Genomic DNA, 21,125 nt, shown 5'->3' with positions numbered 1-21,125 from the left:
GCCAGTATCATGTAAAAGTCATAAAGGGCTGACCATGTAAAAAAACAGACCATGATGTTCTCCTGCTGGATGCATCATCGTCTGTTACAATCTTAGTCGCTTTCGCAAAGTACCGTAATGATAAGGCACCGTCATGAAGTGAATATACCCAGAAAAGCGTCCTACAGATTCATAGCCGAGGCGTGTGATTGCAGGTACGCTCATAGGTTTCTGCACAGCAGCTTTACATGTGCCAAAGCAGCGGGCCTGATCTCTTCAAATGTTAAACCATCCTGAATGTAAAAGGACACAAAGCCGTGCATAGACAAAAACAGACTTTGCGGTACTCGTGAACAATCTTCCTCTGAATGTCCCTGACCACTTAATTCCTGACGGATCATGGACGCGAATAATTCCACACAACGGTTTTGCTCCGTGCGACAGTAAGCGAACAGTTCTTCATCATGCATCATGAACATAATTTCGTATTGATAAGGATTTTCCAAGCCAAAACGGATAAACTCCAGCATCAAGTGCTCCAGTCTGTTCAGACCATCCTCCAGCGTGCCTATTGCTCCTTGCAGTAAAATCCCGCGTAACGTATTAAAATCCTCAATCACAATGGCGTAGAACAGTTCAGCCTTCTCTTTAAAATGATAGTATAATGAACCATGACTGTAACCCAGATGCTGGCCAATGCTGCGCATTGAAATAGCACGGTAGCCCTTGGTAATAAACAAGTGCCTGGCCGCTTCCAGAATCCGCCCTCTTGACAACTCCTGTTCTACTGCTCTTCTAGCCATATTTTTTATTCCCCTTCAATAAAGTAAAGCTGCTCTCCCTCCGACACAAGCGATTGTCCCTGTGTCAAGTCTGTTATCCAGTTGCTGAAGGATTCCGCATCACCAGCCAGCGGCAGACAGGTTAAGGTAACTTTATCCGTAAACATGGTTTCTCCTGTACGGATGCTGCGATTTCGCAATTCATTTTCCACTTTGCCCAACCAGGTGTAATCCAATTCCACAAAAATTTCACGATGCAGCACACGCGTAATCGCATCCCCTGCCTCAATGGCTGCAACAGCACCGTCTGAATAGGCACGAATCAGACCGCCTGCTCCCAGCAAAATCCCCCCAAAGTAACGGGTAACGACAATTGCCACATTTTTCAGCTTCTGGTTACGGATAACCTCCAAAATAGGCTTGCCCGCCGTACCACTCGGTTCACCGTCATCCGATTGCTTCTGGATTTCGTCTCGTTCCCCGATCATATAGGCAGAACAATTATGGGTTGCGTTCCAATGCTCTTTTTTAATGCGCTCGATAAAAGCCGCCGCTTCTTCCTCGGTCTGAACAGGCTGGATGTGACCGATAAAACGGGATTTCCGGATCACAATTTCCTTGCTGCCGGAGCCGCGTACAGTTCGGTATTGTTCCAACATATCACAAATAACCTTCCTTACTTCATTTTACAAGAAAGCAGTCCCCCGCTTCTGGCAGCCGGTGAACTGCTTTCCTGTACTTTATTTGGTGCTACACGCTATAACGCTCCTATCTGAAATCCTGTTTCATTCAGGAGTTTACAGCTTCCTTATTCGGACAATCTCGCTTCAAGCTCCGCTTTTTGCTCTTCGAAGCCTGGTTTACCCAACAGGGCAAACATGTTTTTCTTGTAAGCTTCCACGCCTGGTTGATCGAACGGATTTACACCCAACAGGTAGCCGCTGATGCCGCAAGCTTTTTCGAAGAAATAAGCCAGGTACCCAAAGGAGTAAGGACTCAGGTCAGGAATGTTCACGATCAGATTTGGTACTTGTCCGTCTGTGTGAGCCAGCAATGTACCCTGGAATGCTTTTTTATTTACAAAGTCCACCGTTTTGCCTGCCAGGAAGTTCAATCCATCCAGATCATCCTCATCTGCTTCGATGGTGATGTGGCTAGGTACATTTTCCACTTGGATAACCGTTTCGAAAATGTTGCGGCTACCTTCCTGAATGAATTGTCCCATGGAGTGCAGGTCTGTCGAGAAGTCAACGGAAGCAGGGTAGATCCCTTTGTAATCCTTGCCTTCGCTTTCGCCGTACAATTGTTTCCACCACTCGGAAACGAAATGCAGAGACGGCTCATAGTTCACAAGAATTTCAATAGCTTTACCTTTGCGGTACAACGCGTTACGAACGGCTGCATATTGGTAAGCCTCGTTCTCAGCTACATTCGGATTGCTGTATTCCTTGGAAGCGTCTGCCGCCCCTTGGAGCATTTCCTCAATGTTAATACCTGCTGTAGCAATCGGCAGCAAGCCTACTGCTGTCAGCACGGAGTAACGGCCACCTACATCATCAGGAATAATGAAGGATTCGTAGCCTTCCTCGTTGGCCAGTTTTTTCAAAGCGCCACGTTCTTTATCGGTTGTTGCATAAATACGTTTTCGCGCTTCTTCTTTACCGTATTTTTTCTCCAGAGCCGCACGGAATACGCGGAAAGCGATAGCTGGCTCTGTTGTTGTACCTGATTTGGAAATGACATTCACGGAGAAGTCTTTTCCTTCAATCAGTTCCAACAGATGATTCACATATGTAGAGCTGATGTTATTGCCTGCAAAATAAACAGCCGGGCCTTTGCGCTTGTCCTTAGGCAGTGCATTGTGGAAGGAATGCGACAGCATTTCAATCGCAGCGCGTGCGCCAAGGTAAGAACCGCCGATGCCGATGACGATCAGCACTTCGGAATCACTTTGGATTTTTGCAGCAGCTTTTTGGATGCGTGCAAATTCTTCTTTATCATAATTGGTAGGCAAGTCAATCCAACCCAGGAAATCGGAACCTACACCGGTTTGGTTATGCAGCTGCTCATGAGCCAGCTTGATCGGTTCTGCAAAATAATCAATTTCGTGCTGTCCTACAAAGGAGAGCGCTTTGGTGTAATCGAAAATAACTTTTTTAGACATGTTTGGAACCTCCTGTTTTGTATTGCTAAGACCATGAATACGAACATAAGGACTTAGGAATAGGATACTTTAATTTGCAGGGCCTGACAAGCTTGCGTTACCTATGTGTCCGGTGCCTTGCCAGGCCCTAGTGTAGATAGCGTGGGATACCCATGCTACAATAAATAGAGATCAACCCCTATATATAAACAATCCATTCAAGCCGAACTCGTGTATCTGCATCGGACGGCAACCTCCAACAAGAAAGGTGATTAGCTATGAAAAACATCGGATTTATCGGACTGGGCACCATGGGCGCCCCAATGGCATCCAATCTGTTGAAGCAGGGATATGGAGTCACGGTCTACAACCGCACCGCTTCACGCTGCGAACCACTGGCAGAACAAGGCGCGCGTACGGCTTCAACGCCCCGTGAGGCGGCTGAAGGCCAGCAGCTGGTCATTACCATGGTCAGCGATGATCACTCGATCCGTGATATCTACTACGGCGAGGACGGCGTGTTTGCCGGTCTTACGCCTGGTGTAACTGTGATGGACAACAGCACCATTTCACCTGAGCTGGTCAAACAACTGGCCGCCGAAGCGGACAAGCTGGGATGTTCCTTCATTGATGCTCCGGTAACGGGCAGTAAGCCTGCTGCTGTGGACGGTACGCTCGTGTTCATGGTCGGCGGTGACGCGGAGGCCATTGCCGCACAGTCGGACGTTTTTGATACGCTGGGCAAAAAGGTGCTTCACATGGGACCGAATGGCAGCGGGGCCGTAGCCAAGCTCGCACATAACACGATGGTCGGTATTAACAATCTCGCTCTGGCTGAGGGCTTTGCCATCGCCGCCAAATCCGGTATTCCGGCGGAAAGCTTCCTTGAGCTGGTACAGCTCGGATCGGCAGGCAGCAAGGCTGCTGACCTGAAAGGACGCAAAATCATCGAGCATGATTTCAGCAACCAGTTCTCACTGGCCTTGATGCTCAAAGACTTGAAGCTTGCTGCCTCGCTGACGGATAACCAGTCCATTCCTGCGCCTATGCTGTCCATTGCCAAAAGCCTGTTTCAAGCCGGTCAAACGCAAGGCTACGGAGATGAGGACTTGTCCGCTGTCGTGAAGACCTATGAGGCTTGGATCGGCCACACTATTGGCGGTAAGCCACTCAAATAAGCCGCATCCTTCTTTGTTATCCATGTTGCTGTGCTTTGTACATATCGCATAGCTTATAGGGGAAGCACACTTGGCTTAAAATCAAGTGGTGCTTGCCCTTTTTTCACTGCTTATTCCGGGTAAGAACAGCAGTAATCCGTTACGCTTCGTACTTCCAGCTTGAAGGAAGATTGCGCAGGCACGTGGAACGTTGCCGTTCCCTGTATTTCCAGCCATTCCTCAGTACCTGGAAGCAACACCTTCAAATCCCCTGCCAAAATCTCCATAATCTCACGAGAATCCGTGCCGAATTCATACGTTCCAGGCAGCATAATTCCCAATGTTACCTTACTGCCGTCACCCAAAATAACCGTACGGCTTGTAACCTGACCGTCGTAATATATATTTGCTTTTTTAACTACGCTGACTCCATCAAACTGTGTCATTCGTTATCCCCTCATCTGCTCATCAATGGTTGAATGAATATTTATGGATCATAACATATATTTGTTCCAAGCCTCAGTACGAAAATACACACGGCCGCAAAGTTCCTCAATGTACGAAACAAACAGCCGTAAGCCTTACTCAGGTTACGACTGTCTGTTTAATAGGTTGTTTTATTTCAACAAAGCTTTTACACGATTAACAACGTTCTCTACCGTAAAGCCATATTCCTTAATGACGCGGTCGCCAGGTGCGGATGCGCCAAATGTGCTGATACCGAGAATGTCGCCTTGGTCGCCGACATATTTTTCCCAGCCCAGTGGATAAGCCATTTCTACAGCCAAACGTGCTTTTACTTCAGGCAGCAGAACGGAATCTTTGTATGCTTTGTCTTGTTTTTCGAACAAATCCCAGCTTGGGAAGCTGATAACGCGTACTTGGATACCTTGCTCCGCCAGTGCTTCCTGAGCTTTAACAGCCAGTTGTACTTCGGAACCCGTAGCCAGAATTTGAGCAACCGGCTTGCCGTCTGTCGCATCTGCAATGACATAAGCACCGCGTTTAATACCTTCGCGTGCATGTTCAGCAGTAGCAGCCAGGATTGGCAGGTTTTGACGAGTCAATACCAGAGCAACCGGGTTTTTCTTGTTTTCCAGCGTGTAAGCCCAAGCAGCGGAAGTTTCATTGCCATCCGCCGGACGAATAACCGTCAGGTTCGGGATAATACGCAGGGAAGCCAATTGTTCGATCGGCTCATGAGTCGGGCCGTCTTCACCAACAGCAATACTGTCGTGAGTCAGAACGTAAGTTACAGGCAATCCCATTAGAGCTGCCAGACGAACGGCCGGACGCAGGTAATCCGTAAACACGAAGAATGTACCGCCGAATACTTTTACCCCTTGGTGCAATGTCATACCATTCATCGCAGCAGCCATACCAAACTCACGGATACCGAAATAGATGTTACGGCCAGCATAGTCTTCTGGCGTAAAGTTCGTCAGGTTGTTCAAGTGTGTCATCGTGGAGCTTTCCAGATCGGCAGATCCGCCAGTCAGGAACGGTACGTTTGGAGCCAATCCGTTCAGTGCATTACCGGAAGCCACGCGAGTCGAAACTGCTTTGTCTTCAGTCGTGTACTTCGGAAGGTCACGGTCCCATCCTTCTGGAAGATCGCCGTTTACCGCTGTTTCGAACTGAGCTGCCAGGTCAGGGTGAGCCGCTTTGTATTTCGCGAACTGTTCATCCCATGCTTTGTTAGCTGCGATGCCGCGCTCTTTTACTTTAGCAAAATGCTCGCGAACCTCTTGCGGTACGTGGAAGTCCTCTTCGTATACCCATTTGTAAAATTCTTTAGTCAGCTTGGCTTCATCTGCACCCAGTGGGGAACCGTGAGTACCGCCATGTCCGCCTTTACCTTGTTTGTTCGGGCTTCCGTAGCCGATGACTGTTTTCACTTCAATCAACGTAGGACGTGTGGAGTCGCCTTGCGCTTCTTCAATTGCTTTTTGGATCGCTGGAAGGTCGTTACCGTCTTCTACGCGCAGCACTTGCCAGTTGTATGCTTCAAAGCGTTTGGCAACACTCTCGGAAGAGGACAGGTTCAGCTTGCCGTCCAGTGTGATATCATTGGAATCAAACAATACGATCAGCTTGCCCAATTGCAAACGTCCAGCCAGCGAAGCCGCTTCGTGAGACAGGCCCTCCATCAGATCGCCATCGCCACAGATTGCATAGGTGAAGTGATCCACAACTTTGAATTGATCTTTATTATAGGTTGCGCCCAATTGAGCTTCAGCCATTGCCATACCTACGGCCATAGCTACGCCTTGTCCCAGAGGTCCGGTTGTAGCGTCTACACCAGCGGTGTGTCCAAACTCAGGATGACCTGGTGTAAGGCTGCCCCATTGACGGAATTGTTTCAGTTCTTCCATAGGCAGATCATAGCCGCTCAGGTGCAGCAGGCTGTACAGCAGCATGGAGCCGTGTCCAGCGGACAGTACAAAACGGTCACGGTTAATCCATGTAGGGTGATTCGGGTTATGATTCATCGTTTTAGCAAATAGTTGGTAGCCCATCGGCGCGGAACCCATCGGCATGCCGGGATGTCCCGAGTTTGCTTTCTCGATGGCATCAATTGCCAACGTACGGATTGTCGTAATGGACAAATTGTCGATCGTGGAGTTTTCATCCTTTTGAATCGCTTGATTCTGGTCAGTCATGGTTAGCCTCCTCATATTGTAAAAAGTATGCCAATTGCATTAGGTCATGCTCTCCAATACCGCCGTCTCCTATAGTAACGACGCCCATTGAAGTGAGTGAATCTGCTTGAATGTTTCAATATGACTTATACATCCTTAAACATTGTACCATTTGCCGTGCAGGTTTGCCAGATCGTTTATAAAGTTGATTGTCGAAATATCGTACCAGGTCCTCATTTAAATATACCCGCAAAGTATTAACCTCATGTGAACTACCCTCCACTTACACTAACGCTTAGAGGTGAGGGCTTCTAAGGTAATCGTACCTAACGGTACGAAATTTACTTAGCTATCAAGCCTGAACCATGCTCTATTGTGGGCTATAATTGCTCTAACAGCCGCAATCCTTCGCTTCTGATATTGATAGAAGCGTTCCCATCCCTATCTGACACAAAACCACATTCACAGTGGAATATACGTTCAGAAAGGGATAGAGATTCCTTTACTTTACCGCAACACGAGCAAGTCTTAGACGATGGAAACCACTTGTCTATTTTTATCAGTTTTTTTCCTTGCTCCTCTAACTTGTATTGGAGAAATGTCGTGAACATTCCCCAAGCATTGTCAGCAACGCTTTTGCCAAAGTTCAGGGCTTGCGACATTCCTTTCATGTTGAGATCTTCAATGACCACTCCATCATACCGTTTGGCCAATTTGTGTGATTCCTTATGTAGAAAGTCTTTTCGTTGGTTGGTGATTTTTTCATGAAGCTTTGCTACTACCATCCTTTGCTTGTTCCAACGAGAAGAACCTTTCACACGTCTGGATAAGGTACGTTGTGCTTTCACTAAACGATCTAACATTTGGCGGTAGAAACGAGGATAATTGGCTTTCTCACCCTCACTACCGACATATAGTTCAGCCATTGTAAAGTCTAACCCAACAACGGTTTCGACTTGTTTTTGAATACGTTCCATCTCATATTCAGTGAGAATAGACACGTAGTATTTCCCAGTGGATGTCATCGAGATCGTACATGACTTCATGATATGTTCAGCAGGGATTTCTCTATGTTGTTTTACTTTCACCCGTTTGAGCTTTGGTAATTTGATATAGCCATTCATAAGCATAATGTTTCCGTTCACAACATGGGTTATGTATGATTTTCTTGCATTCTTACTCTTAAATGTAGGAAATCAGTCGTTCCACTATAGAAATTTCTGTAAGCAGTCTGCAAGTTTAATTGGGCATTAGCCAATGCCAAAGAATCGACTTCTTTCAGCCACACAAACTCATCTTTGTACTTAGCAGGGGTAGGGAACTTTTGCTTTTTCAAGGCTTCTTTATCGTCCTTGAACTGTTTGTATACTTCCTTGCGTTCAGCTAACATTTTGTTATACACAAAACGAACACAACCAAAAGTTTTACGCATAAGGTGGGCTTGTTCCTCTGTTGGATACAAACGGAACTTATATGCTTTATTATATTTAGCCATATATTCTTATCTCACTTTTGGCCTTGATTTTCTATATACTTCTTTATTACCTCAACAGACAAGCCACCTGTTGTAAGTAAGCAAAAACTTCTTGACCAAAACATTTCTTTCCAAAGCTTCTTTCTGACTTGCGGAAAATCTCTTTTGATGAGTCGAGAACTTGCACTCTTATACGCATTTATGAACTTTGTCATTTCAGTGTTCGGATGTGCTTTGAACAGAACGTGAACATGGTTATTGTCATGATTCCATTCCATCAGAGTTATGTTGTAACCCTCCGCAAGTCGCACAAACATGTCTTTTGCATAATCGGATATTTCATCATCAAATACATTTCTTCTATATTTCACGACAAGTACGAGATGATAATACAATAAGAATACTGAATGATTATTACTATCTAATTTCATTGATATACCAACCCTTATACTCGATACGACTGATTATAAACCAACCCAAATAATAAGCAAACCTTTTTGGCTACGCCAAACTGAAATTCATCTCCACCTTACCATTGAAACTATCGTTCCTTAACACGCTTGAAGATGGTGACTTAATTTAGAAAATTGTTTAAAAATCATAGAATCGCGAAAAATAACGTATTTTGTCCGGTTTTGACACTGAATTTCCGCATAAAAAAAAAGAAAAAACCCGTCATCTCGACGGGCTTTGCTTGGAAGATGTATGAGCTTTAAATATAAAATCAGTTAAAAACGACCGTTTTGTTTTCATGAACCAAAATTCGGTCCTCCGCATGCCACTTCACGGCTCTTGCCAAAACGACCCGCTCAATGGTGCGACCGATCCGTTTTAACTCATTGACATCATCACCGTGGCTTACCCGCTGCACATCCTGCTCGATGATCGGGCCACCGTCCAGTTCCTCAGTTACATAATGTGCGGTAGCGCCAATAATTTTCACACCGCGATTATAGGCTTGAGCATATGGCTTTCCACCCACGAATGCAGGCAGGAACGAATGATGAATATTGATGATCCGGTTGCGGTAATGCTCAATGAACTTGGGTGAAATAATCTGCATGTACCGGGCCAAAATAATGACATCAATATCTTCACCAATAACCTCTAGTTGACGGCGTTCCGCCTCCGGTTTGGTATCGGCTGTCACCGGAATATGGTGATACGGAATGCCGAATGATTCCACGTACTCCTTCATATCCGGATGATTGCTGACGACCAAAGAAATATCCGCATCCAGATCCCCTGCCTGCCATTGCCACAATAGCTCCACCAGACAATGATCTTCTTTGGAAACGAAAATAGCGAGCTTTTTCTTGCGGCTGACCGCTGAAATCGTCCACTCCATTCGGAATTGTTCTGCAACCGCGGCAAAATCCTGCTCCAGTTGGGACTGGGTTTCACTCAAGTATGGCAGATCAAATTCAACCCGCATAAAAAACATACCGCCGGACGGGTCCATCGTGTATTGATCAGATTGAACAATATTGGCGCCATGCTCATACAAAAAGCGAGACACGGCCGCTACAATACCCGGGCCATCAGGACAGGATACGAGCATACGCGCACGGTTTTCATGCGCAGATTGAGTGCTGTTTGGCTGATGTTTTACGTGAAGTTCCATGTGGCTACAATTCCCCCTTGGCTTATACCGTCACTGGCAAATGACTGCCGGCAAACCAGGCAATCAGACGATGATTAATATGTTCTTCGCTCAACTCCGGAAACAGTGCTGCTTCCGTTACCATGTCATACAGACGTTCCAGCGGTTCGCGCGGATCGGCTTTTTTCGCTTTGGCATCATTTTTCAGCAGCGTCCAGGTATCCAGTACAAAGTTACGCACATCCACATCCTGCTTTTTGAAAAACGAATGCAACTGCTCTACCTGACCCAAAAATTCATCGCCAAAACGCTCCTTCACATTCCCGCGAAGCAAAGCGATTTCAACCTCATACATTGGACGCTGGGTTTTCGCTTCCTTCCCGATCCATGGCGTTTCCAAAATAAACGGGCGGCCTTGAAGCGCATCGTGATGCACCACGTTATGAATGGTCTGATAGCCTAACCAGCCCGATCCAATCGGAGTATGACGGTCTTTATGGGCGCCAACCGCATTTTTACTGTCATTGACGTGAACCACTGCGATGCGATCCAGCCCGACAATACGATCAAATTGCTCCAGAACGCCATCCAGATCATTCACAATGTCATAGCCGGCATCGTGTATGTGACAGGTATCCATACAAACGGTAAGACGCTCGTTGTGCTCTACTTTATCTATAATGGAGGCAATTTCTTCGAAGCTGCGGCCCATTTCGGTGCCTTTGCCTGCCATCGTTTCCAGCGCAATGTTAACATCCGTCTCCTTCACGCCGTTTAGTACCTCATTCAAACCGTCGGCGATACGCCCAATTCCATATTCAGCATCCTTATCGGTAAAAGCGCCCGGATGAAGCACGATATTTTTCACGCCAATCGCGTGGGTGCGACGAATTTCCTCTTGAAGAAAGCTGACTGCCAGCTCATAGGTATTTTCTTTGTAAGAGCCGAGATTGATAATATACGGGGCATGCACCACGATATCATCCATCCCTTTTTCAGCCATCAACTGCTTGCCTTCCTCCAGATACATGGATTCCATCGGCTTACGACGCGTGTTTTGCGGTGCCCCCGTGTATATCATGAACGAACTGGACCCGTATGAAGACGCTTCTTTTGTAGCGCTGAGCAGACCCTTGTCCGAGAAGGACACATGAGAACCAATTTTCAGCATGATTCGGTTTCATCCCCTTATCCTTGTTATTCTGTTATGATTATCTTATTTTGATTTAATCATTTTAACGTGATTATTGAAATCAAACAACATGGCTTTTATGGTAGTGCACACACAAATCAGGAATACACGAAGGGAAACGAGGTAAATGATAGCATGGATTGACATCCTTTAGCGTATACAGGTACATTCGAATGAGGTTTTTTTCTTGAAAAGGGTTATATTCTATAACATGAATCCATTTCATAATACCCTCAGTAGCTTTAATCAAGAGTACATATAGATCAAAATGTTTTTATTTGCCTATATGTAGTATACATTTCGTTGGCTTAATCATTTATGAAATGGATTCACATACATATTTTTTTGCAAATCGGAAGGAGAGTCGAACTCCATGAACATCGTCATATGCGGAGGTACTGGATTAGTAGGGTGTGCGCTGACCAAAAGCTTGCTCAACGACGGGCATACGGTGAAGATAATCACCCGTAAACCCATGGCAGGTCACGAAGCTAGCCCACGCTTGCAATATATGAGCTGGAACGAGCTGAAACAAAAACCGGAATCATTAGAGGGCATAGATGTGGCCATTAATTTGGCAGGCGAAACGCTGAACCAGCGCTGGACGGACAAGTCCAAACAAAGGATTCTCCAATCACGCCTGTTGTCTGTTGCCAAATTGGCCCAAGCACTAAATGCTCTGCAAAAAAAGCCGGAAGTTATCATTCAGGCTTCGGCTGTCGCCGCCTACGGTACATCTCTTACTGAAACGTTCGATGAAACCAGCCCGCGCCGTTCGGAAGACTTTCTGTCTCAAGTGGTCGAGCAGTGGGAGGAGGCCGCCAACGCCTACCCTTCCAATGCCCGGTTAATCAAGCTGCGCATTAGTCTCGTACTGGACAGCAAACGCGGTGCATTTCCACTGATGAAGCTGCCTTACAGCTTCGGATTCGGCGGCAAAATAGGCAGCGGCCATCAATGGATGAGCTGGATTCATATTAAGGATATCGTCCGCCTGATCACCCATTGCATCCATACGCCGAATATCGCCGGGGCTGTGAACGCTTCATCACCACATCCATTGACGAACGACCAGTTTGGTAAAACCGTGGCTGAGGTATACCACCGCCCACACTGGTTCCCCGTTCCCGGCGTTCTCGTACAAAAGCTGGTCGGCGAGATGAGTACCCTCGTTTTAGACGGTCAAAAAGTAATCCCGCGCAAGGCGCTGGAGCACGGATTTCAGTTTAACTATCCTTCACTGAAGGAAGCACTGGAGGAACTACATTCTCCTCATGAGCAGCATTGAATTAAAAAAGAAGAACTCTGGACTGATAATATCCTTATTAGCCTAGGGTTCCTCTTTTATTTAGGTCAGGATTGTGCAAAAATCGATTCCAATCTCTCCCTAAGTGTAATATATAGACGAACTAGACCCTTTCGATCTATTTATTGTTCAAGCTCACCCTTTTTATAGCTGAGGAGCAAGCTCAGATTACTCTAAATAGCTTATATTTATCTTGATAGTTTCAAGCTATTTTCTATCATTTAATCCCTTTCCAATGAGAATTTGCTGCATATATTTTTCAACCCTTGACTCCCGAGTTTTGGATTGTTTGGGTTCAGAAAAATAAAGAATGTATGCCCTTTGCCGTCCGGGCGTCAATGCTTCAAAAGCAGTTTTCAAGGCAGGGATTTCATCGAATTTATTTTGAAGTTCTTCAGGAATTATGAATTCTGTATTGTTTTTTAAATCGACTTTCAAACCAGCTTTTTCAACCTCAATGGCTTCATAAATATAGGCCTTCAAGATGGTTTCCATTGCAACTATTTCCCGAACATTGGTGAACCGAATCTGGCGCCCCGCCTGTACATTCTCCGTTTGTTGGATTAGAATACCGTGGGCATCATATAACAAGGAACACCCCACTTCAATTCTTCGGTCAGCTGACAGCCAAGAATGATCATTCTCAATTTCTCAAATTCTTCCTGCCACTTTTTAGCTTTACTTAAATATTCATCAACCATAGGATTCATTCTACTATTCGTCATCAAGAAACACCCCCTCTTCATCATCATAAAATTGTGTTTTCAAAATAAGCAGTTCATTTTCAAATCTACTTGATTGCTTGCTTAGCTTGCCCCTTTGCGCCCGATCCATGCTGGTGGACACGGACTACGGTCGTGTCGATCATGACCTGGCTCCAATCGGGTTCTATCGAAACATGATCCAAAATGATGTCCCATATCCCCGCCTTTTGTAAGCGCCAGTACGAGCAATCCAAAGTACGGCATTCAGCATCTAACGACGATCTTTGGGCGGACGACCTCCTTATGGTTTTCGGTTAGGGGGCTAATGATCAAATCTCTCCAGGTGGTCAAAGGCCATTGTCTGTTTCTTAGTTTGTATATATACCAGCGGGGAGTCTAGAGAACGGCTTTCGTGATTGCGTACACCTATATAAAAAAAGAAGCCCATAACATTAATAGGCTTCTTCTTTATACATATCAAACTATTTCACTCAGAGGCGTTGGCGGAAGATTTAAAAGAGTCCAGTCTATAAGCGTAGGACACTCCGGCAATCTTAAAAGTGTCTCCAGCATTCGGGATGAACTTCTTGTATGGCACCATCGCCTCTCCATTCAGAACAGTTCCGTTCGTCGAGGACAAATCCTTGATGATGTGGCTGTGCTGCTCTCTGCGTTGGAACTTTTATCCGTCTTTTTGATTTCGTCTTTTCCCATATCAGTGTTTTGCAACCGGCCGTAACTGCTTGTAAATGTCGGCATACGTGAAATGTTCACTGCTTTCCTCCTAATTCTGTAATGAGGAAATATATGTTTTCGTACACCACAATTCATTGTCAGTTTTTTAGGAAAAGTAAAGATGAATGACAGAAAAAATGAAGCGGGGCAATCCAAAGAGATTACCCCGCCCTAGCCTAACGGATTATTCCAAAACGTAGGAAATAGTCATTTCAACAGATTTATAAGAAAGGCTGCCGAACCATCTATCTCCGGTAGAACTTGCAATGTTTGTTCCAAAGACCTGTGCTGTCCATGTACCACGTGCTTCCTGATCTAGAAAACTTGCTCTCTCAGTCATTCCACTGGGCTTCCATGCGATAGTAGCAGATTTGCCGCTAGGAGAGATTACATCCAACTTAGAAAAAACAACTGCCCCTAGCAGATTTTTATTGTTGTTGTTGATAATTCCTCTTCCTGGGTCAATCTCAATCGACTTTACCTTGGCATTAAGAGGCAATGACGTAAACCGGAAGCTAACCTGATCGGAAAAACCGCTTTTGCCAGGGGCTAATGCCAACCCTAGGCTTTTGCCTGCGCTCACTGTTTTACTGCTGCTGGAAGCATTGGGAGCGGCACTTAACTGTACATCCACTGTCTGTGTATAGACAGTTTCACCAGCCACATTGGTGGATACCTTAACATTCGGCTCCGCTGCAAATGCAGTCACGGACATTGCGGCACTCATGGATACCGCCAGTAACATTGCACCTAAACGTTTTTTCATGCTCATACTTTTTTACCTCCAAAAATATTATTAAGGTGGTATGAATTGCTATTCTAGCATAAAGACCTATTTTCAAAAGGATGACGTTTTCTAGTAGAACAGCAATAACCCCTTATTAATATTATCGGTATACGCTTGGAAAAAGTCAATTGTTTCCAATGATTTTTTTGGTAGAAATGGATTAAATTTTAACATTCTGCCCTCTGTGAACCATCGCCTTAGTTCATCGTCTTCACACAACTTTTTATAGCGTGAATGCGTGATAACCAAAACATCAGATTCACGTACAGCCTCAAGATTCTGCCTATAATAACTCCACTTTTTGGTAAAATGTCCATAGAAAAGCTAAGGGTATGTTGTACATCCCTTTACTAAAATGATATAATCATTTAATGAACATGAACATTTGTTGATTATATAAATAATATAAGACTATATGCATCTGTTGTCAGTAATCATTTAATATGTTCTTGGAGGCTATCCATTGTCATGAATATTAAATTCGAATTAACCTGTAACTTGGAGAGAATTCTTAAAGAAAAAAACATTACACCTTATAAGCTATCAAAAGATACAGCAGAGAGAATCGGAACGATATATAAATTAGTGAATAATCAGGGAATGGATAATTCACGCCTTTCAACTTCGTTGCTAGCCAATATTTGTGGATATTTAGGAATTACTTTAGGGGAATTATTTGACGTTGTTCAAATGGAAGAAACTGAATAAACCTCCAATCTATCAAAATTCAAAAGAAGCCCATAACATTAATCGGGCTTCTTTTTTATACATATCAAACTACCCTTCACTCAATAAGCGTTGGAGGAAGATTTAAAAGATTCCAGTCGATAAGTATAGGATACTCCGGCTATTTTAAAAGTATCTCCGTCCTTCATTGCATACTCCTTGTAAGGCACCATCGGCTCTCCGTTCAGAACGGTTCCGTTCGTCGAGGACAAATCCTTGACGATGTGGCCTTGTCCTTCTGCGTCTACACAAAGCTCAATATGAGAACGGGACGCTCCCTCCGTTTGTTCTACAAACTGGACCAATTGCGGGTCTCTTCCGATGAAGAAGCTGCCTGCAACAAATTGATCCGGCTGCAATCGAATGCGCTCGGCCGCTCCACTTCCCGGCGGCTTGCGCTCCAGACAAGCAATCGGTGATTGCTGAACGTGTGGAATATGCATCCCCTGATCTGCACGAAGCAGCACCGTTTCCTGCCTTGATGTAGCATTTAGCAGCTCCGTCACACCAGACAAGGACTTATAATATGCCTCGCTGGTATCACTGGCTTCCAAATCATTTCTTCGAGCCACACCTATCCCCTGTGGCTCGTGCAAGTCGTGACGTGCAGAAGCTTTATCTCCTTGGCCCGTATCCCAGCTACCCATATTTTCAGATTTCTGGTCAGGAAAAGACCAGCGCCAGCTTTCTTGTCCTTGATCACCTGAATCGGAAAAGCGCTTATCCTTATTCTGACGCCCTGCTACGAATCCGGTTAGCTTATCGACCTGATAACGGTCATTTTTCCGCTGTGCAGGAGAAGCTTCGCCAAGCCATTCCGAATCCAGCACAGGGACTGAGTCGGCATAGGTATGCGACGAAGCGCCCTTGCGCCCCCATTTTCCCGTCCAGCTCATATGAGCAACGACTGCGAGTACCAAGGTAAGCACTACAGAAATACCAAGCGGCACCGTCTCTGGATGGTCCAGATAAATATATCGCCACACGATAGCCGAAGCGAGAAGACAGCCTAAAGCAATGTACGTTTTATACTTCTGCAACGCAGACTTCGATTCTTCTATATCTGTATCTACCTCATCATTCTCCTGTGGCTTTATGGACTGCTTGAGTCGATTGATCCGTTTAAGCTCCTGAATTTCCTGAAGCATCTCCTGATCCTCATGCATTTTTTCCTGAGATCTCTGGTCCCTTGAGGCGAAAAATTTAGATTCTTCTCCTTGCCCATATCCCGCTCGGCTCGTTGAATGATCACGCGTTGACGAATGAGCGGGTAAGGATTGATCAGCATAAGGAAAATCTTTCCGATATGCTGTTGAATGCAATCCATCACGCTCTCCTTGAACTCCCATTCGAGCATGAGTATCTCTACTGCGTGCTTCCCCAGCTTCGCCTTGAACGCTAACGCTGTCTGCACCGACTGTCATCCCTTGCAGCAGCAGCTCCTTCAGCGCCCCCGGATCCAATTCATTCCTGTCGCACAGTTCAAATATGCGCTGCATATGGTCCCCTTGAAAATGAACCACACGTGTCATCAAGCGAATAACCAATTGCTTAAATTGGCTCCCAGCCTGTCCTTCATACAGTACCCCCTGCAAAGGAACATAGGTTAAACCGACGTTTTCCCTTGAGCCTGAACCGCTCATAAAGATATAATCCTCATGCAAAATAAATTGGCGCATATCCAGCATATACTGTGGACTACGATGGAGGGCATCCGCCACTTCAAAAAGAATCCGGTAGAAATCGGAAGTCGACACTCCCCCTCCCTTCCATATCTGAGACAGCATACGTTGACCCGAAATATCGTAGTGCAGCTCCACCTGAAAATCGACATCCTTGATTCTTAGCTCCAGAAGACCGGGAATCCGATTGCCAGTCATCATTCCAGTTTGCACGGAGTTTAAATCATCGGTCTTAAGCCCGCCTTCCTTGTTCAAAATCATAAATGTCCCGCCGTTGCGGGCAAAATCCCTGCTTAAACCAAACAATTCATGACCTCCTTAGCATTTTCCCGATTCCCGTGAGTACCATCATATTTACCTAACTGCGTAAGTTATGGCAAAAAATAAAGATAAGCACTGATCGCTCCCGGAATGACGGCGGTCATAAAAGGAAACCTGAGGTGTGCCTCTCTCCCGTTCGTCAGCGCCTTGCCGCTGCGAAACAGAAAGAATCCTCCCAGATTAAAAGCCACACGCCGCAATCTCATCATGGTTTCCCGTCTCCACAGCAGGATCACCAAACCAATAATACCCGCGAAAAAAATCGAATAGAGAGCCGACTGCCATGCAAAAGCCGCACCCGTCCATGCTCCGATCAAGCCAAACAGCTTCACATCGCCAGCACCTACAGCTCCCATCCAGTACAGAATCAACATGAAGCCAAATCCCGTCCCCAACCCAGCCGCTGCAAATAAAAATCCATGCCAGCCCCCAAACATCGTATTAAACAGCAAGCCCATCGCCATGCCGGGCAGCGTAAGCTTGTTAGGAATTTTCATACTACGTAAATCCGTGACCAGCGCAATCGCCAGCAAAACACCACATACGATATACATCCACGTCAATGCAATTCCCCCTTAATGATAAGCACGAAGCGTTTCAAACCTTTTCCATCGTTATTTTCTCTATCTATTCGCATCGTTCCATATAAAAGTGCTATGGAGAACCATCCGTGTTCCTCTCCCCGTCGGTCGTCTTCTCTACCGAAAATGGAACCTCGATACGTTGTCCATCGTCCGTTTCGATCACAAAGCTCCATTGACCGGGTGTCGTGTTTGTACCTACAAACCAGTTCCATTCAATAATCCCGTCCGCATCGGCAGAGGTCCAGCCCAAGTGTTGAGCCGTGCTTTGGCCCGACTTATAAAGTACAGAAAGATTAGCTGACGTTCCGGGTTCCACTTTGGCCTTGATCAAGTTATATACACCCTTCACGGCAGGCTCAGGCTTGGCAAGCAACTGTATGGAGCTCTGGGCATTGTTAGCTGCTGTAGCATCTCCTGTACCTGCTCCCTCTCCCGTATCACCGATCCAGAGACGTTCCTCTGCCGCTGTCTGGAGTACAATGCTACGATACAGAAAAGGAACCTTCATCGGCAGCTCATAAGACAGTTCCACCCTAAAATAAGGGTCCTTAGTTCCCGTAAGAGACGGCACATGTACGCTCGTTACATGTATACGGTCATACTCCAAAATGCTTTCCTCTATAAAAGGCTTTAACAGCGGCTTTAGAACAGGATCAAGCGCGGCTTCTGTCAAGCGCCCACGTAGCTCCTCCATGGGCTTTTTTCCCCCCTGCACAGCGCTTTCCACCCAATCACCGATGGGAGGTGGCAGTTGGGCAGCGAATTGGCTTGCATATTCACTCACAGATAACTTGGGCAGCTCATCCAGCGGCTGGCGGACTGCATCTATTTTCGCAGACGCCGCATCCACCGCCAGAGACACCGGATAGATTTTAGCCGAAACCTGTTTAACCGCTTCTGAAGCGGTGGTCTGCAAGGCCGTAGATACCAGCGTCATCTGTACCATATAAATTAGAAAAATAATAAAAAATAGAAACAACGGCAACACTAGCGACGCCTCTAAAACGATACTTCCTTGTTCACGGCGACTCCGTCCACCAATCCGCTGTAAATACCGATTAATAAGAAAAATGCGCTGTTTTCGTAACATAGTACACACTTCCCTTAATGCTTTCGCCTTCCTCTGAGGCCAGGCCCAGCATCTTCATCACCCCAGGTAAAAACAACAGCCTCATCCCGTTCTTAACCTCGCCCCTTGCATACGTTTGCCGTTCAGCAGGATTGACATCTGTATTCAGGCGGATCAATGCCAGCATACGGGACATTTTTCGTTCATTATTGCTATGGAGCATGAGGAACAATCTCAAATGATCCTTGTACGTCATTCGAAATTTCAGAAAATCAGACAGAGGCACATACCCCTTCTGAGCCAGCATAATCATATCTTCAATCGCCTTCTCTACCCCATATAAAAGAGCTGCCGCCAAAACAACCAACGGATTGCCCTTGGAGCTATTTTTGACCAAACCCTCCATCGTGCGAATGGCCAGCCTCATAGCAAAAATCTCGCCATAAGCGGAGGCCAGATTTCCGGTAGGATTATGGAAACCGTACAAAATGTACTCGACCTCCTGATTATTCAGCTCCAGTTGATCCCCCAAAATTTGCGCTGTATTCCCCACCCTCCCACCTGATCCGCCTAAACTGCCAAATCGGCTAAAATCCACGTGATTAAAGTAAGAAAGCGCATATTCATTCTGGAAAAATTCATCCCCTAGTTGCGTCAGCAAGCCGGATGCCGCCCCGTATAGACCATCCATACTGTCCATGGAAGCTCCTGCCGCATCATAGGTATCATAGGACAAATCAGCGGATACAGACGAGCTGGATGCAGACTGGTTAAAAGAGATACTTTCATTGTAATACTGCTCCAACTTTTGAAATGGTCCGGCACTTTGTGTACCTTTGGAAAGCATTTCAATGATCTGATAGGCTTGCTTGAGCTTGCTCTTCGCCTCTTTTTCCATTTTTTTGCGTTCTTTATCAGGTCCACGTCGCGTGTCCATTGCTCTGGCTTCACCATCGAGTACACTAGAAGGTCCTGACCAGGCATATGCATTCAAATATTGATCCATTTCCTTGAGCGTTGAGATCACTTCTTGTCTGAACATATCTGTATTGAGATTCGGATCTGTATAAAAGGATAGCGTACGGATCATACTCGATAATCTGTTGTTAACCGTATGAATAGCTATTCGTTGCTTTTCTATAGCCGCTTCCATCTGATCAAATTCCTTATCAGGAACCAATAAGTCGTCGGCCTTCTGCCTTGCGCTTCCTACAGACGGATCAGCACTGGAGCTCCCTCCACTCGGAGTAGGGGCTGCGGAAACCTCATCATACCCTGCATTGGCAGCCCTCTGTTTATATTGAGCAATGACTTGACGCATCTCTTCGTTAATCTGCCTGGCTTCATTCAGCGGCTCCTTAGCCTCTACAAGCAGCTCATCATGTTCTTTTCCTGCCTTGGTCATGGCTTGGCCCAGACGACCAAGTGCCGATCTCGCCCTGCTCGCATATTTCTCGATCTGCATGATTTTAACGTCGTCTACACTCTTTTTATTATCCTCATACACATGCACGTAATGCTTATATTGGGCGGCAATATCGGCTACAACCTCAAGCGAATCCCAAATATACTGATTGGGGATATACGCACCCCTCTGTTTAATGATCCGTTTGCGAACCTCTTCCATATTAGCTCCTGCCTCACGCTGCTTCTCCAGCATGTCATCCAGCTTGGACTCGCGTTTGTCATACAGCTTTTGCAATCGTTTCAGCAAATCAACCGTATGGGAAGCCTCTTTCATATTCTGAGAGAGCGGCTTCAGCTTTTCAAGCACTTCCACTGTAAAATCGACAGGCGCTTTATACTTCATTTCCTCACGAACCTGCTCATTAAATATGGCATATTTACCAAGCTCTCTTTCCATGTGCAAAGAGCTTGAATCCAGCTTCGTGTTCATAAGTGGCAGTGTGTCTGCACGCGGCGTGCGCTTGGCGCTGTCGTTCAGTACTTTGACCATAATTTGCTCTCCGCTGCTCTCACCATAGGCAAACAGACCGTAATCCTGTTGTAATGCCGGATCATAGGCAGACATCACTGAACGAACCGCCGCATGGGTCAACCGTTCAGTTTGCACATGTAATGCAGCAATTCGCGCATAATCAATAAAAACAGCAATAAAGCCAAACATGACCGCTAAAATCAGAATCAAAAAAACCGTGACGGCACCTGACTCACCATCCTGTGCATTACGTCCTTTTCCAAACACTCGCTTCCTCCCTTCCAGTCCATTCGTGTTCTC

General features: G+C 45.8%; 16 protein-coding genes and 2 pseudogenes. 3 read left to right on the top strand and 15 right to left on the bottom strand.

Going from position 1 to position 21,125, the window contains the following annotated elements; all coding sequences use genetic code 11:
- Window positions 1–200: 200 nt before the first annotated feature.
- The 3 genes from NST83_RS06675 to NST83_RS06665 form a co-directional block, all read right to left on the bottom strand.
- On the bottom strand, window positions 201–782 hold the full coding sequence (locus tag NST83_RS06675; protein WP_342417042.1) for a TetR/AcrR family transcriptional regulator: 582 nt from the start codon (window positions 780–782) through the stop codon (window positions 201–203).
- 5 nt (window positions 783–787) lie between these two features.
- On the bottom strand, window positions 788–1,420 hold the full coding sequence (locus NST83_RS06670; protein ID WP_014280426.1) for a YigZ family protein: 633 nt from the start codon (window positions 1,418–1,420) through the stop codon (window positions 788–790).
- Between the two features lie 149 nt (window positions 1,421–1,569).
- Window positions 1,570–2,925 (bottom strand): glucose-6-phosphate isomerase, encoded by a 1,356-nt coding sequence (locus NST83_RS06665; RefSeq protein ID WP_014280425.1) that lies wholly within the window; start codon window positions 2,923–2,925, stop codon window positions 1,570–1,572.
- Between the two features lie 257 nt (window positions 2,926–3,182).
- Here NST83_RS06665 and NST83_RS06660 point away from each other — a divergent pair, with 257 nt between their 5' ends.
- Window positions 3,183–4,082 (top strand): NAD(P)-dependent oxidoreductase, encoded by a 900-nt coding sequence (locus NST83_RS06660; RefSeq protein ID WP_342417041.1) that lies wholly within the window; start codon window positions 3,183–3,185, stop codon window positions 4,080–4,082.
- A gap of 110 nt (window positions 4,083–4,192) precedes the next feature.
- Here NST83_RS06660 and NST83_RS06655 read toward each other — a convergent pair whose 3' ends face one another.
- The 6 genes and pseudogenes from NST83_RS06655 to NST83_RS06630 all read right to left on the bottom strand — a co-directional run bounded on the left by NST83_RS06655 (window position 4,193) and on the right by NST83_RS06630 (window position 10,951).
- Window positions 4,193–4,507 (bottom strand): pyrimidine/purine nucleoside phosphorylase, encoded by a 315-nt coding sequence (locus NST83_RS06655; protein ID WP_044644689.1) that lies wholly within the window; start codon window positions 4,505–4,507, stop codon window positions 4,193–4,195.
- A gap of 171 nt (window positions 4,508–4,678) precedes the next feature.
- Window positions 4,679–6,724 (bottom strand): transketolase, encoded by a 2,046-nt coding sequence (gene tkt / locus NST83_RS06650; protein ID WP_342417040.1) that lies wholly within the window; start codon window positions 6,722–6,724, stop codon window positions 4,679–4,681.
- A 359-nt stretch (window positions 6,725–7,083) separates the two neighbouring features.
- Window positions 7,084–8,198, bottom strand: a pseudogene (locus NST83_RS06645) (RNA-guided endonuclease TnpB family protein).
- Between the two features lie 11 nt (window positions 8,199–8,209).
- Window positions 8,210–8,608, bottom strand: coding sequence for an IS200/IS605 family transposase (gene tnpA / locus NST83_RS06640; RefSeq protein ID WP_137062068.1), 399 nt, complete (start codon window positions 8,606–8,608; stop codon window positions 8,210–8,212).
- Window positions 8,609–8,901: 293 nt separating this feature from the next.
- A complete protein-coding gene (purU, locus tag NST83_RS06635) occupies window positions 8,902–9,801 on the bottom strand; it encodes a formyltetrahydrofolate deformylase (RefSeq protein WP_342417039.1) in 900 nt (299 codons plus the stop codon).
- Window positions 9,802–9,823: 22 nt separating this feature from the next.
- Window positions 9,824–10,951: a deoxyribonuclease IV gene (locus NST83_RS06630; protein ID WP_342417038.1), complete on the bottom strand. Its 1,128-nt coding sequence runs from the start codon at window positions 10,949–10,951 to the stop codon at window positions 9,824–9,826.
- A gap of 394 nt (window positions 10,952–11,345) precedes the next feature.
- On the opposite strand from NST83_RS06630, the gene NST83_RS06625 reads away from it, so the two are divergent.
- The gene (locus NST83_RS06625; protein WP_342417037.1) at window positions 11,346–12,260 is read left to right on the top strand and encodes a TIGR01777 family oxidoreductase; all 915 of its coding nucleotides are present in this window, start codon (window positions 11,346–11,348) and stop codon (window positions 12,258–12,260) included.
- 225 nt (window positions 12,261–12,485) lie between these two features.
- Here NST83_RS06625 and NST83_RS06620 read toward each other — a convergent pair.
- Window positions 12,486–13,003 (bottom strand): annotated as a pseudogene (locus NST83_RS06620) (YdeI/OmpD-associated family protein).
- 898 nt (window positions 13,004–13,901) lie between these two features.
- Window positions 13,902–14,489, bottom strand: a complete 588-nt coding sequence (locus NST83_RS06615) for a hypothetical protein (protein WP_137062063.1) — start codon at window positions 14,487–14,489, stop codon at window positions 13,902–13,904.
- Window positions 14,490–14,972: 483 nt separating this feature from the next.
- Between NST83_RS06615 and NST83_RS06610 the strand changes: the two genes are divergently transcribed.
- The gene (locus tag NST83_RS06610) at window positions 14,973–15,212 is read left to right on the top strand and encodes a helix-turn-helix transcriptional regulator (RefSeq protein WP_342417036.1); all 240 of its coding nucleotides are present in this window, start codon (window positions 14,973–14,975) and stop codon (window positions 15,210–15,212) included.
- Between the two features lie 80 nt (window positions 15,213–15,292).
- Here the strand turns inward: NST83_RS06610 and NST83_RS06605 are convergent, their stop codons facing one another.
- The 4 genes from NST83_RS06605 to NST83_RS06590 all read right to left on the bottom strand — a co-directional run bounded on the left by NST83_RS06605 (window position 15,293) and on the right by NST83_RS06590 (window position 21,092).
- Entirely contained in the window at window positions 15,293–17,218 is a 1,926-nt protein-coding gene (locus NST83_RS06605) for a DUF6382 domain-containing protein (RefSeq protein ID WP_342417035.1), read from the bottom strand.
- A 65-nt stretch (window positions 17,219–17,283) separates the two neighbouring features.
- Entirely contained in the window at window positions 17,284–17,796 is a 513-nt protein-coding gene (locus NST83_RS06600) for an A24 family peptidase (protein WP_342417034.1), read from the bottom strand.
- A 91-nt stretch (window positions 17,797–17,887) separates the two neighbouring features.
- Window positions 17,888–18,907: a pilus assembly protein gene (locus NST83_RS06595; RefSeq protein ID WP_342417033.1), complete on the bottom strand. Its 1,020-nt coding sequence runs from the start codon at window positions 18,905–18,907 to the stop codon at window positions 17,888–17,890.
- Window positions 18,876–21,092, bottom strand: coding sequence for a hypothetical protein (locus tag NST83_RS06590; RefSeq protein ID WP_342417032.1), 2,217 nt, complete (start codon window positions 21,090–21,092; stop codon window positions 18,876–18,878). Before NST83_RS06590 ends, NST83_RS06595 begins: the two co-directional genes overlap by 32 nt.
- Window positions 21,093–21,125 lie beyond the last annotated feature (33 nt).

The sequence above is a fragment of the Paenibacillus sp. FSL R10-2782 genome, assembly GCF_038592985.1.
In the GTDB taxonomy this organism is placed as follows: Bacteria; Bacillota; Bacilli; order Paenibacillales; family Paenibacillaceae; genus Paenibacillus; species Paenibacillus terrae_C.
The sequence above is the reverse complement of the archived record's forward strand: the minus strand, read 5'-3'. Positions and strand labels throughout refer to the sequence as shown.

Coding starts and splice junctions, on each gene's coding strand:
- NST83_RS06660 (WP_342417041.1), top strand. CDS start 3,183: ATGAAAAACATCGGATTTATCGGACTGGGCACCATGGGCGCCCCAATG.
- NST83_RS06665 (WP_014280425.1), bottom strand. CDS start 2,925: ATGTCTAAAAAAGTTATTTTCGATTACACCAAAGCGCTCTCCTTTGTA.
- NST83_RS06610 (WP_342417036.1), top strand. CDS start 14,973: ATGAATATTAAATTCGAATTAACCTGTAACTTGGAGAGAATTCTTAAA.
- NST83_RS06615 (WP_137062063.1), bottom strand. CDS start 14,489: ATGAGCATGAAAAAACGTTTAGGTGCAATGTTACTGGCGGTATCCATG.
- NST83_RS06630 (WP_342417038.1), bottom strand. CDS start 10,951: ATGCTGAAAATTGGTTCTCATGTGTCCTTCTCGGACAAGGGTCTGCTC.
- NST83_RS06625 (WP_342417037.1), top strand. CDS start 11,346: ATGAACATCGTCATATGCGGAGGTACTGGATTAGTAGGGTGTGCGCTG.
- tnpA (WP_137062068.1), bottom strand. CDS start 8,608: ATGAAATTAGATAGTAATAATCATTCAGTATTCTTATTGTATTATCAT.
- NST83_RS06595 (WP_342417033.1), bottom strand. CDS start 18,907: ATGTTACGAAAACAGCGCATTTTTCTTATTAATCGGTATTTACAGCGG.
- tkt (WP_342417040.1), bottom strand. CDS start 6,724: ATGACTGACCAGAATCAAGCGATTCAAAAGGATGAAAACTCCACGATC.
- purU (WP_342417039.1), bottom strand. CDS start 9,801: ATGGAACTTCACGTAAAACATCAGCCAAACAGCACTCAATCTGCGCAT.
- NST83_RS06675 (WP_342417042.1), bottom strand. CDS start 782: ATGGCTAGAAGAGCAGTAGAACAGGAGTTGTCAAGAGGGCGGATTCTG.
- NST83_RS06670 (WP_014280426.1), bottom strand. CDS start 1,420: ATGTTGGAACAATACCGAACTGTACGCGGCTCCGGCAGCAAGGAAATT.
- NST83_RS06655 (WP_044644689.1), bottom strand. CDS start 4,507: ATGACACAGTTTGATGGAGTCAGCGTAGTTAAAAAAGCAAATATATAT.